At 68.1% G+C, this 12,484-nt stretch carries 10 protein-coding genes; 6 read left to right on the top strand and 4 right to left on the bottom strand.

Annotated features, from left to right (window positions below):
• Positions 1 to 7 precede the first annotated feature (7 nt).
• On the top strand, positions 8 to 1,444 hold the full coding sequence (locus ACIA8G_RS22570; protein ID WP_396420612.1) for a CCA tRNA nucleotidyltransferase: 1,437 nt from the start codon (positions 8 to 10) through the stop codon (positions 1,442 to 1,444).
• A 96-nt stretch (positions 1,445 to 1,540) separates the two neighbouring features.
• Positions 1,541 to 1,795 (top strand): LuxR C-terminal-related transcriptional regulator, encoded by a 255-nt coding sequence (locus ACIA8G_RS22575; RefSeq protein WP_396420613.1) that lies wholly within the window; start codon positions 1,541 to 1,543, stop codon positions 1,793 to 1,795.
• Here ACIA8G_RS22575 and ACIA8G_RS22580 read toward each other — a convergent pair.
• Positions 1,724 to 3,064 carry an MFS transporter gene (locus ACIA8G_RS22580; protein WP_396420614.1) on the bottom strand — a complete coding sequence of 447 codons (1,341 nt, stop codon included), beginning with the start codon at positions 3,062 to 3,064 and terminating at the stop codon, positions 1,724 to 1,726. The two genes, ACIA8G_RS22575 and ACIA8G_RS22580, sit on opposite strands and share 72 nt — an antisense overlap.
• 237 nt (positions 3,065 to 3,301) lie before the next feature.
• Here ACIA8G_RS22580 and ACIA8G_RS22585 point away from each other — a divergent pair, with 237 nt between their 5' ends.
• A complete protein-coding gene (locus ACIA8G_RS22585) occupies positions 3,302 to 3,874 on the top strand; it encodes a YqgE/AlgH family protein (protein ID WP_396420615.1) in 573 nt (190 codons plus the stop codon).
• Between the two features lie 29 nt (positions 3,875 to 3,903).
• Here the strand turns inward: ACIA8G_RS22585 and ACIA8G_RS22590 are convergent, their stop codons facing one another.
• Positions 3,904 to 4,308 carry an SdpI family protein gene (locus tag ACIA8G_RS22590; RefSeq protein WP_396420616.1) on the bottom strand — a complete coding sequence of 135 codons (405 nt, stop codon included), beginning with the start codon at positions 4,306 to 4,308 and terminating at the stop codon, positions 3,904 to 3,906.
• 65 nt (positions 4,309 to 4,373) lie between these two features.
• Here ACIA8G_RS22590 and ACIA8G_RS22595 point away from each other — a divergent pair, with 65 nt between their 5' ends.
• Positions 4,374 to 5,339: an esterase-like activity of phytase family protein gene (locus ACIA8G_RS22595; RefSeq protein WP_396420617.1), complete on the top strand. Its 966-nt coding sequence runs from the start codon at positions 4,374 to 4,376 to the stop codon at positions 5,337 to 5,339.
• A 153-nt stretch (positions 5,340 to 5,492) separates the two neighbouring features.
• Positions 5,493 to 8,270, top strand: coding sequence for a leucine--tRNA ligase (gene leuS, locus ACIA8G_RS22600; RefSeq protein ID WP_396420618.1), 2,778 nt, complete (start codon positions 5,493 to 5,495; stop codon positions 8,268 to 8,270).
• Positions 8,271 to 8,438: 168 nt separating this feature from the next.
• Here the strand turns inward: leuS and ACIA8G_RS22605 are convergent, their stop codons facing one another.
• On the bottom strand, positions 8,439 to 9,146 hold the full coding sequence (locus tag ACIA8G_RS22605) for a TetR/AcrR family transcriptional regulator (protein WP_396420619.1): 708 nt from the start codon (positions 9,144 to 9,146) through the stop codon (positions 8,439 to 8,441).
• Between the two features lie 145 nt (positions 9,147 to 9,291).
• Here ACIA8G_RS22605 and ACIA8G_RS22610 point away from each other — a divergent pair, with 145 nt between their 5' ends.
• Positions 9,292 to 11,415, top strand: coding sequence for an MMPL family transporter (locus ACIA8G_RS22610; RefSeq protein WP_396420620.1), 2,124 nt, complete (start codon positions 9,292 to 9,294; stop codon positions 11,413 to 11,415).
• Here ACIA8G_RS22610 and ACIA8G_RS22615 read toward each other — a convergent pair.
• Positions 11,346 to 12,434, bottom strand: coding sequence for a YncE family protein (locus ACIA8G_RS22615; RefSeq protein WP_396420621.1), 1,089 nt, complete (start codon positions 12,432 to 12,434; stop codon positions 11,346 to 11,348). The genes ACIA8G_RS22610 and ACIA8G_RS22615 overlap by 70 nt on opposite strands.
• Positions 12,435 to 12,484: the final 50 nt, after the last annotated feature.

A 12,484-nucleotide genomic window follows, 5' to 3' on the forward strand; every position in this document is an offset into this window, starting at 1 on the left:
GTTTCTCGTGTCTCGATCGCTCCAGCAGAATGCGGTGGTGGAACAGCCCGCCATCACGCCAGTCGTCGCCGAACTCGCCGCTCGGTTCGCAGCCGAGGGCAAGCGCCTCTACCTCGTAGGTGGCAGTGTGCGCGACGCTGTGCTGGGGCGCCCGACGAACGATTTCGACTTCACCACCGACGCGCGTCCGGCGGAGATCCAGAAGCTGCTCAGCGGCTGGGCGGACGCCCAGTGGGACACCGGGATCGCGTTCGGCACGGTCGGTGCCTCGAAGCAGGGCGAGATCATCGAGATCACGACCTTCCGCGCGGACGTCTACGACGGTGTCACCCGCAATCCTGAGGTCTCCTTCGGTGACGACATCGACGGTGACCTGGTCCGCCGCGACTTCACGGTCAACGCCATGGCGTTCGACGTGGTGGCCGGGGAGTTCGTCGACCCGACCGGCGGCCTGCAGGCGGCCCGCGACGGCGTGCTGGACACGCCGGCGACCCCGCAGGAGTCGTTCGGTGACGACCCGCTGCGGATGCTGCGGGCGGCGCGGTTCGTCTCCCAGCTCGGCTTCACCGCCGCGCCTCGGGTGATCGAGGCGATGCGGTCGATGGCAGGCGAGATCGCCCGCATCACGCCGGAGCGCGTGCAGGTCGAGCTCTCGAAGCTCCTGTGCGGCGCGCACCCGCGCCGCGGCATCGTGCTCATGGTCGAGACCGGACTGGCAGACATCGTGTTGCCAGAGCTCACGGCCATGAAGCTGGAAATCGACGAACACCATCAGCACAAGGACGTCTTCGACCACTCGCTGGTTGTGCTGGAACAGGCAATTGATCTTGAAGATGTTGATCAATCACCCGATCTGGTGTTGCGGATCGCCGCGCTCCTGCACGACATCGGCAAGCCGGCCACCCGCAAGTTCGAGCCGGGCGGCGGTGTCTCGTTCCACCACCACGAGGTCGTGGGCGCGAAGATGGTCCGCAAGCGCTTGCGGGCGTTGCGGTACTCGAAGGAGATCACCGAGGACGTCGCCAAGCTCGTCTACCTGCACCTCCGCTTCCACGGCTACGGCAACGGCGAGTGGACCGACTCGGCCGTGCGCCGCTACGTGACGGACGCCGGTCCCCTGCTGACGCGGCTGCACAAGCTCGTCCGTGCGGACTGCACGACCCGGAACAGGCGCAAGGCGAACCTGCTGCGGCGGACCTACGACTCTCTCGAGGAACGCATCGCGCGCATCGCGGCGGAGGAAGACCTGGCGCGCGTGCGGCCGGACCTCGACGGCAACGAGATCATGAAGCTGCTCGGCCTGCCGGCCGGTCCGCAGGTCGGTGCCGCGTGGAAGTTCCTCAAGGAGCTGCGGCTCGACCGCGGGCCGCTGGAGCGTGACGAGGCCGAGGCGGCGTTGCTCGACTGGGCGCGCGAGCAGGGGATCACGCCACCATCGGCGTGACGCATCGTGAGCGAATGAAATCCCCGCGTTAGCGATCTGACAGCGGGGGGCTGCACCATGGAACCTGCGCTAGGGGAGCGCACGGGGGTGGTGCAGATGTTTTCTTGGGGACTTTCCGCAGCTCCGCAGGTACACGACCTGTGCGAGCTGACCGACGATCAACGAGCCGTGCTGCGGTGTCTCGCACGCGGTCACGCCGACCACGAGATCGCTCGCGTGCTCGGCATCGGGCAGCAGCGGGTCGCCGACGAGGTGGCCGACATCCTGGTGCGCCTGGATCTACCCGATCGGGTGGCTGCCGTCGTTTTCGCGCACGAGGCCGGGATGCTGCATCTGCCGTTTCCGCGCTAGCAGGAACAGGTAGACGGCCAGACCGACCAGGTAGAGGCTGGCGGCGGTGAGGATGAGGCCGGGCGAACGCCCGTCCAGGGGGACCACCGCCGCTGTGATGGTCACCGCGGTGACCTGCGCGACGTTGAACAGGGTGTCGTAGAGGGCGAACACGCGGCCCCGCACCTCGTCACCGACGTCGTGCTGCACCGCGGTGTCCACGCAGAGCTTGACGATCTGACCGGCGAAGATGATCACGAAGCTGGCGATCAGGATGGTCGGCAGCGTCATCGGCAGTCCGAGCCCGATCTGCGCGGCGGCCGTGAGCAGCAACGCGCCGCAGATCGTGCGCTTGGTGCCGAACCTGTCGACGATCCGGTCGGTCAGGATTCCGGCGAGCAGCACGCCCGCGCCACCGGCGATCGCGACCTCGCCGAGCCCGCCGATGCCGGCCTTGAGGATGCCGACGTCCTCCAGGCTGTAGCGCATCAGCAGCAGGGTGATCATCAGGCTGATGCCGAACGCGGCCCGGTGCGCCAGCAGTGCCGCGAGCCCGGCGGTCACGCTCGGCGTGCGCCAGGTGGCCTTCGCTCCGTCGAGCAGACCGCGCGCGACCGCGGTGAACGCGTTGTGCGGCTCGTCGACCTCGTCCGGCCCGAGCACACCCGACTTGAACCTGCTGGCGATGAACGCACTGCCGAGCATGCCCGCGATCGCGATGCTGGTGGTCCACGCCGACCCGCCGTCACCGGCGCCGAGGATCGTGCGGAACCCGATCGCACAGGCCGCACCGAACACGGCGGTGATCGCGCCCGCAGTCGTGGCCAGCGCGTTCGCCTCGACCAGGTGATCTTCGTCGACCACGTGCGGCAGGGACGCGGAGAGTCCGGAGCCGACGAACCGGCCGATGCCCATGACGACGAGCGCGGAGATGTAGAGCGGCAGTCCGCTCAGCCCCGCACCGACGGCGAGCGCGGTGAGCAGCACGAAGGCGGCACGGCTGACGTTCGCGATGAGGATGACGCGCTTGCGGTCCCACCGGTCGAGCAGCGCGCCGGTGAACGGCCCGATGATCGAGTACGGGAGCAGGAGCACCGCGAACCCGGCCGCGATGGCCGCGGGATCCGCCTGGCGTTCCGGGTTGAAGAGCACTGCGCCGGCCAGCCCGGCCTGGAAGACACCGTCACCCCACTGCGAGGCGAGACGGGTGGCGAGAAGCCTGCGGTACTCGGGGATGCCGAGGAACCGGCGTGATCCCCAGTGGTGCTTCTCCACCGCAAGCGTTGTCACTGTTGCACTCTATGCGCGTTGTGGTGAAAACCACGAAAGCCGGACCTCGCGGTCCGGCTCCCCTGGATCGGATGCCAGGTCGCCTCTCGGCGCGGCGCACTACGCGGTTCCAGCCGAACGGTATTCCGCGAAGGCGGTTGTCTAGTGAGCCCGGGGGACACAAAGACATCCGACACTTGAGTCTAACGGGGCGCGGCCCTGAGTTGTTCCGGCGATCACGGGTGATTTCATGGTGACGTGCGTCCCGATGCCGAGGTCGAGGCTGGCTCCCTGTTGGTTGCCGCCCCGAGCCTGAACGACCCGAACTTCACACGCACCGTCGTCTACATCATCGATCAGCGCCCAGAAGGAACCCTCGGCGTCGTGCTGAACCGTCCCTCCGAGGTGGCGGTGCACGACGTGCTGCCGCCGTGGGGCCCGCACGTGACCAAGCCCCAGTGCATCTACATCGGCGGTCCGGTCGAGCAGAAGACGGCGCTGTGCCTGGCGGCCCTGACGAAAGGGACCGATCCGGACGAGGTGGAGGGCCTGGTCGGCGTGCAGGGCCCGGTGGCGTTGATCGACCTCGACGCCGAGCCGGACGACCTGATGCCGCTCGTGCGCGGCCTGCGGGTGTTCGCCGGATATGCGGGGTGGGGCGAGGGTCAGCTCGCCGGCGAGATCGAGCGCGGCGACTGGATCGTCGTGACCGGACTGGCCGACGACGTGCTGGCGGGCGCGAACGTCGACCTCTGGGGCCGGGTGTTGCGCCGGCAGGGCATGCCGCTGGCGCTGCTGTCGACCTATCCGACCGACGTCCGGCTCAACTGACGCGCGACTGATTCACGTGAAACGTCGGGTTACAGGCCGGCAAGCGGGGAGCAACCGCCGCCACCGCAGGCACAGCCACCGCAGCCCTTGGGCTTGACCGGCTCCGGCATCGCCTCGGCCGCCCGGTGCCCCATCAGCCCACCGGCCGCGGCGATCCCGAGCGCGCCGACCAGTCCGATGATCCCAGCGGTGACCGCCAGGTCGGCCATCACGAACGACATCGTCCCGGACACGATCGCGACCGCGCCGGCCGCGACGTTCGGCACCCCGGCGACCCGGTTGGCCAGCGCGAACGTCTCCTCGTCGCGCAGCGCCGCCGCCGTGCGCACGCCGGCGAACCGGTTGCGCCGCAGCTTGCCCTGCAGACCCAGCAGACCGACCGCGCCGAGAGCGACGCCGAGCACACCCAGGACGACAGACAGCACGATGTTCACCCCATGAGGGTAAGGCGGGAGCCGCGTTCACCTCGCGGTCACCCCGGTCAGGTGTGCTGTGCGCCATGCTCAGACGACTGCTGCTCGTCCCCGTGCTGATCGGTCTGTGCGCGACTCCCGCGCAGGCGCACAACCCAGAAGTCCGCTTCCTTGCCGAACACGTCGTGCCGAAAGGCCTGGTCGTGGGCGGTACGACCGTCGGTGGCATCTCCGGTCTCGACTACGACCGGCGCTCCGGCAAGTGGATCCTGATCAGCGACGACCGCGTGGCGCCCCGGTTCTACGAGGGCAAGCTCTCCCGCAAGGGCGTCGAGTTCACCGACGTGCACTCTCTCGTCGGACCCAACGGCCCATACCTGCCCGGCACGGTCGATCCCGAGGACGTCCGTGTCGACAAGTGGACAGGTGACCTGCTGTGGAGTCAGGAGGGTGACCGCACCCCGACCACGCTCATCGACCCGTCCGTGCAGTTCAGCCGCCAGGACGGCAGCTTCAAGCGGGCGCTGCCCACGCCGGAGTTCCTGAAGATGAAGCCGGAGTCCGGCCCGCGCCAGAACCAGGCGCTGGAAGGACTCACGTTCGCGCTCGGCGGCAGCCTCGTCGTGACCGCCGTCGAGGGTCCGCTGCTGCAGGACGGCCCGCCCGCAGACGACAAGACCGGCGCGGTCTCGCGGGTGATCGTCCAGACGCGGTCGGGCCAGGTCGTCGCCCAGTACCGCTACCAGCAGGAACCGGTGTTCGCGGCGGGCGGTTCGACCGGCGTCACGGCGATCCTGGAGAAGTCCCCCGGCGTCTACCTGGTGCTGGAACGGTCCTTCCACCCGGCGCTCGGCAACAAGGTCCGGCTGTTCGAGGCACGGCCGCACGGCACCACGCTCAAGAAACGGCTGCTGGCGGACATCGGTGAGTTCACGAAACCGGACAACCTCGAGGGCATGGCCTGGGGCCCGGACGGCACGTTGTGGCTGGTCTCGGACGACAACTTCAACCCGGCCCAGGTCACCCAGTTCATCGCGCTTGCGGTCCGCTGATACCGTTGACGACATGAGCACGGCCCGCCTGCTCCTTAGTTAGCCGCGACGACCTGATCGAAAGACGGTCGGCGCGGCAGCCCTCCATGCCCTGTCTGGGCTGGGGGGTTTCGTCATGTCAGGGGCAGGATCCGATGTGAGAGGGACGTTGAGATGAGCACGGACGCGGCGGAGATTCCCGCCTACCGCTACACCGCCGAGCTGGCGAACCAGATCGAGGAGCGGTGGCAGCAGTACTGGGAGAACCACGGCACCTACCACGCGCCGAACCCGGTCGGTGCGCTCAAGGGTGACGTGCCCGCGGACAAGCTGTTCGTCCAGGACATGTTCCCGTACCCGAGCGGCGCAGGCCTGCACGTCGGCCACCCGCTGGGCTTCATCGGCACGGACGTGTTCGCGCGGTACCACCGCATGAACGGCCGCAACGTGCTGCACACCATGGGCTTCGACGCGTTCGGCCTGCCCGCGGAGCAGTACGCGGTGCAGACCGGCCAGCACCCGCGCAAGACCACCGAAGACAACATCAACACGTACCTGCGCCAGATCCGCAGGCTGGGCCTGGGCCACGACGAGCGGCGTCGCATCTCGACGATCGACCCCGAGTACTACAAGTGGACTCAGTGGATCTTCCTGCAGATCTTCAACTCCTGGTACGACGCCGACGCCGGCAAGGCGCGCCCCATCGCCGAGCTGATCGCCCAGTTCGAATCCGGCGAGCGTGCGACGGCTGATGGTCAACAGTGGTCTGACCTGTCTTTTGCCGACCAGCAAAGGATCTTGGGCGAATTCCGGCTGGCCTACATGTCGGAGGCGCCCGTCAACTGGTGCCCCGGACTGGGTACTGTGCTGGCGAACGAGGAGGTCACCGCAGACGGTCGCAGTGAGCGTGGCAACTTCCCGGTGTTCAGGAAAAGCCTGCGCCAGTGGATGATGCGCATCACCGCGTACTCGGATCGGCTGATCGACGACTTGGACCGGCTGGACTGGCCGGACAAGGTGAAGGCCATGCAGCGCAACTGGATCGGGCGCTCGCATGGTGCCCGAGTCCGATTCGCGGTGGGAGACGAGAACATTGAGGTCTTCACGACCCGTCCGGACACGCTGTTCGGCGCGACCTACATGGTCCTGGCACCGGAACACGAGCTGGTGGACCAGATTGCGACGCCCGATCGCGTGGCAGACATCGCCGCGTACCGGCGCGCCGCGTCCCTGAAGTCCGAACTGGACCGTCAGGAGAACAAGGAGAAAACGGGCGTCTTCATCGGGGCGTATGCGACAAACCCGGTGAACGGCAAGGAAATTCCTGTTTACATCGCCGACTACGTGCTGATGGGCTACGGCACCGGCGCGATCATGGCCGTGCCCGGCCAGGACCAGCGCGACTGGGACTTCGCGACGAAGTTCGACCTGCCGATCATCCGCACCGTCCAGCCTCCGGAAGGTTTCGAGGGCGAGGCGTTCACCGGCGAGGGCCCGGCGATCAACTCGAGCTTCCTGGACGGGATGCTGATCGACGACGCCAAGAAGGCGACGATCGGCTGGCTGGAGGAGAACGGCCACGGTCACGGCACCGTCCAGTTCAAGCTGCGCGACTGGCTGTTCAGCCGCCAGCGCTACTGGGGCGAGCCGTTCCCGGTCGTCTACGACGAGGCCGGCACCGCGATCGCGTTGCCCGAGTCGATGCTGCCGATCGAGCTGCCCGAGGTCGACGACTACTCGCCGCGCACCTTCGACCCGGAGGACGCGAACACCGAGCCGTCGCCGCCGCTGTCGCGTGCCACCGAGTGGACGACCATCGAGCTGGATCTGGGCGACGGGCTGAAGACCTACCGCCGCGACACGAACACCATGCCGAACTGGGCGGGTTCGTGCTGGTACCAGCTGCGCTACGTCGACCCGGTCGAGACCGAGCGGTTCGTCAACCCGGAGAACGAGAAGTACTGGCTGGGCCCGCGCACGGCCGAGCACGGCGCGACCGACCCCGGCGGCGTCGACCTGTACATCGGCGGTGTCGAGCACGCGGTGCTGCACCTGCTGTACTCGCGCTTCTGGCAGAAGGTCCTGTTCGACCTGGGCCACCTGTCCGGCGACGAGCCGTACCGCCGCCTGTTCAACCAGGGCTACATCCAGGCGTACGCCTACCGGGATGACCGCGGCACGCCCGTGCCCGCGGACGAGGTCGTCGAGCAGGACGGCAAGTACGTCTACAACGGCGAAGAAGTCCGTCGTGAGTACGGAAAAATGGGCAAGAGCCTGAAGAACGTCGTCACGCCGGACGAGATGTGCGAGAAGTACGGCGCCGACACCTTCCGCTTCTACGAGATGTCCATGGGCCCGATGGACGTGTCCCGTCCGTGGGCGACCAAGGACGTCGTTGGCGCGCAACGGTTCCTGCAGCGCCTGTGGCGCAACCTGGTCGACGAGACCGACGGCTCGCTGCGCGTCACCGACGAGGAGCCGTCCGTCGAGGCGCTGCGGCTGCTGCACAAGACGATCGCCGGCGTGCACGACGACTACGCGAACCTGCGCTACAACACGGCAGGCGCGAAGCTGATCGAGCTGAACAACTACGTCACCAAGCACTACGCCGCCGGCACGCCCCGCGCGCTGGCCGAGCCCCTGGTGCTGATGCTGGCTCCGCAGGCCCCGCACGTGGCCGAGGAGCTGTGGGCGAAGCTGGGTGCCGAAGGCACGCTGGCGCACGGCCCGTTCCCCCAGGCCGACGAGCAGTACCTGGTCGAGGACACCATCGAGTACCCGATCCAGGTCAACGGCAAGGTCCGCTCGCGGGTCGTGGTCTCGGCGTCCGCGTCGCAGGACGAGATCAAGGCGGCGGCACTGGCCGAGGAGAAGATCGCCGAACTGGTCGCCGGTGGCGAGCCGCGCAAGGTGATCGTCGTTCCTGGGCGCCTGGTGAACGTCGTTCTGTAGCAGCGGGAAGGCCGGCGTGGCTACGGTCGCGCCGGCTCCAGCCTTGCCTCGGCCGACACCGGGCGCGGCTCCCGTTCCCGCCAGCGCGCTGACGTACATCTTCTCCAGGGTGCCGACGACCTCAGCCGGCGTCGCCTCCGGAGTTCTTGGCGTCGACCACGGGCAGTGCTACCGCGTGCGCGACTCGGCCGAGTCCGGGGAGTCGTCTCCAAAGCCGATGTCCGTCAACAGCTGACCGATCATGCTGTCGAACATCGGCTCGGGGTTGCTCACCGCGAACGGGAACCGCCCGAACACCTCCAGCGCGACGTGCCCGTAGAGCCGGACCCACGACTGCACGATGTGGTAGATCTTGCCCAGGTTCAGCACGTCGTCGCCGACGGTCACGCCGTGCTTCTGCACCGCGTCGATCAGCACCTGTTGGAACCTGACCAGGTCCTCGTGCAGGACGGCGGGCACGTGGTCGTCCGCGTGGTTGGCCACCAGGTTCGAGGCGATCAGCCGCCCGGCCAGCTCCAGGAACACCGACCCGAACTGGTCGGCGCCCAGCGGGTCCCGTGGCGAGGCGAAGACCAGCGCGAACTCCTGCGGGTGCGCCAGCGCCCAGCGGCGGAAGCCGTGGCATACGGCCCTCACCTGGCAGTTCACCTGGCCCGACGTGTCCGCCGCGATCTCCGCGTAGAGCGCCGCGGCCATGTCCGCGCAGATGTCGTCGCAAAGCTGCCGCAATAGCGCGTCGTGCGAATCGTAGTAGCGGTACAAGGCCGGCGCGGTGATGCCCAGTACGCGAGCGATCGCACGCAGGGTCACCGCGTCACGGCCGCGTTCCACCAAAAGGGCGCGAGCTGCTTGGCGGATCTCACGTTCTGTCTCCACGCGAAGACGTTCTCGACGAGTGGCCTCGGTCATATGTCACTCCATCGGGTTGTAGACCCCGTCCACGCCCCCGTACGGTTTCAGTGAACGGTGTTTACAAGAGTTCACAGGATTCACAGCACGGTAACCCAGGAGGCCGTCGTCGATGTTCGCGAAGTGGGGCTCAATCGCATATCGCCGCCGGTGGGTGGTGCTGGTCGCGACCGTACTGCTCACCGTCCTCGGAGGCGTGTGGGGCATGGGCGTGTTCGACAAGCTGAGTCAAGGTGGTTATGAAGCCCCGAGCAGTGAGGCGGCCAGAGCCGACAAGGTGGCCGAGGAGGCGTTCGGCCGGCAGAACGGCGACGTCATCGTCATCTACCGGGGCGACTTCGCGAATCCGCTGGAGCTCAAGAAGCTCGCGGACCACATCAGCGGCTTTCCCAAGGACGACGTGCTCAAGGCCGTCGGGCCGGTGCCGTCCGACAACCAGCAGCAGGCCCTCGTCGCGATCACGCTGACCAGCGGTGACTCGAACGAGCAGATCAAGCAGTTCGAGGACATCCAGTCCCAGCTGACGGTCGACGGCTTCAGCCAGCAGGTCGGTGGGCTCGTGCCCACCCAGAAGGCGATCAACGACATGTCCCAGGAGGACCTGACGCGCGCGGAGATGTTCTCGCTGCCGCTGGTCCTGCTGTTGCTCGTGATCATCTTCGGCGGTCTGGTCGCCGCGTCGCTCCCGGTCGTCGTCGGTGGTCTCGCGATCATGGGCTCGCTCGGCGTGCTGCACGCGATCTCGAACTTCACCGACGTCAACTCGTTCGCCGTCAACGTCGCCTCGTTGCTCGGCCTGGGCATGGCCATCGACTACGGCCTCTTCATGGTCGGCCGGTTCCGCGAGGAGCTTGCGGCGGGGCGCACCAGCGAACAGGCCGTGGGCCGCACGGTGGCGAGCGCCGGTCGCACGGTGGTGTTCAGCGCGACGTTGCTGGTCATCGCACTCGCGGGCCTGCTGCTCTTCCCGCACGGTTTCCTGAAGTCCCTCGCGTACGGCGGCATGTCCGCGGTCGCGATCTCCGCGCTGGTCTCGATCACGCTGCTGCCCGCGTTGCTCGGCGTCCTCGGCCACCGGGTCGACAAGCTCGCCATGCCGTGGCGCAAGAAGGAGCCGAGCGAACGCGGCTGGCGCAGGCTCAGCGGCAAGGTCATGAAGCGGCCCGTGCTGATCGCCGTGCCGATCGTCGGTGTGCTCCTCGCGCTCGGTGCGCCGTTCCTCGGCGTGCAGTTCGGCCAGGTCACCGAGAAGGTGCTGCCGGAGGGCAACGCCGTGCGCGTCGCCACGGAGAACATCAACCAGAACTTCTCGGCGCTCTCCAACACCGGCTTCAAGATCGTCATCAAGGGTGGCGACCAGGCGGCGATCCAGGCCTACCTGGGCAAGGTCAAGGACGTGCCCGGCATCGGCGAGGTCCAGCCGACGGGCGAGGGCAAGGGCGTCACGGCCGCGGCCGCCGGCCTGGAGCAGGACGCGCTGAGCGACGAGTCGAAGCAGGCGTTGAAGGACGTCCGCGCGATCGCCCCGCCCGCTGGTGCCGAGGTGCTGGTCGGCGGCAACACCGCCACGGTCAGCGACTCGCTCGACGCCATCGCGGACGGCCTGCCGTTGATGGTCGTGCTGCTCGTCGGCGCGACGCTCGTCCTGATGTTCCTGGCGTTCGGCTCGGTCGTGCTGCCGATCAAGGCCGTGGTCATGAGCGCGCTGTCGTTGTCCGCGACGTTCGGCGTGCTGGTGTGGATCTTCCAGGAGGGTCACGGCGCCGACCTGCTCGGTGTCACGCCGGGGCCGCTCGAGTCCGGCATCGTCGTGCTGATGGCGGCCATCGTGTTCGGCCTGTCGACGGACTACGAGGTCTTCCTGCTCTCCCGCATGGTCGAGGCCCGCAGCCAGGGCGCGACGACCGAGGAAGCGGTGACCACCGGTCTGGCCAAGACCGGCCGGGTGATCACCTCGGCCGCGCTCCTGCTGATCGTGGTGACCGGCGCGTTCGCGTTCTCGCAGGTCGCGATGATGCGGTTCGTCGGCGTCGGCATGATCCTCGCGCTCGCGCTGGACGCCACCATCGTCCGGATGCTGCTCGTGCCGGCCGTGCTCAAGCTGCTCGGCAACGCCGCGTGGTGGTCACCCGGTCCGCTCAAGCGGATCCAGGAACGCCTCGCGCTTCACGAGGAGCCGGTCGACTGGGACGACGACCTCGACGACGAGCTCCGCAAGCCCGTGGCGGTCGGCTGACCCGGCTGACCGGGAGGGAAGGCGATCATGGCCGCGTCGAACTGGCGCGGCCTCGCCTCCTCCAGTTCACCCGACCGCATCCGGTAGGTGGCGAGCACCGCGTTCGAACTGTCCAGCACCGTCGTCGTCGTGCCGGTCGCGAGGAAGACCCTCGGGTCGCCCGGCGCGATGGCGACGCTCGGTGCGTCGATGGGCAAGCGTTCGCGCAACGTCATGGTCGCCGCGTCGATGACCGCGACCGAGCGCTCCTTGGGCAGCGTGAGGTAGACGGTGGCACCGTCCGGCGTGACGGCGACGCTGCCCGCTCCCCTGCCGACGCTCATCGTGCCGACGACCCGGTTCGTGGTCGTGTCGATCACCGAGAGCGTGCCGGGCGTCTTCTCCCCCAGGCGCATGCTGCTCACGTAGAGGCGCTTGCCGTCCGGTGAGATCGCCAGGTACTGCGGCAGGCCGCCGACCTGCACCGTCGAGGTCTGGAACGCCGTCGCCGTGTCGACCACGCCGACCGTGCCGTCCTGGGCGTTGGCCACGTAGAGGACCTGGTTGTTCGGGTGGACGGCGAGACCCTGCGGCTGGCCGGGCACCTTGACCGCGGCGACCAGCCGGAAGTTGTGCGGGTCCACCACCGCCACGCTGCCGCTGGCCGAGACGTAGAGGCGCTGCCCGTCGGGGCGCATCGCCGCGTGCGACAGCTGGACCTGGGTGAAGAGCCGGTTGAGGACCGCGCCGGTGAACGGATCGACCTCGGTGATCACGCCGGTCCAGCCGTTGATCACGTAGACCCGCTGGCCGTCCGGTGACACGGCGACACCCGTCGCGCGGCCCGCCGTGTCCGCGTGGGCCAGCACCGAGCCGTTCGTCGTGTCGACGACCTGAACAAGTCCGGTTTTGCCGACCACGTACGCGCGAGGAGCTGCCGCTGCGGAAGTGGTGGTGATCTCGTGCCGTTGCTCGACACCCATCGCCGCGATGGCCGCTGAGAGCGCTAGAACCGCGGCCACGAGGCGTGGCTTTGCCATACGCCCGATGGGACCACTTCCGGGTGCTTTCGATCTACTTCCGTCACCCG

This window comes from Lentzea sp. NPDC051213, assembly GCF_044455585.1.
Taxonomy (GTDB): domain Bacteria; phylum Actinomycetota; class Actinomycetes; order Mycobacteriales; family Pseudonocardiaceae; genus Lentzea.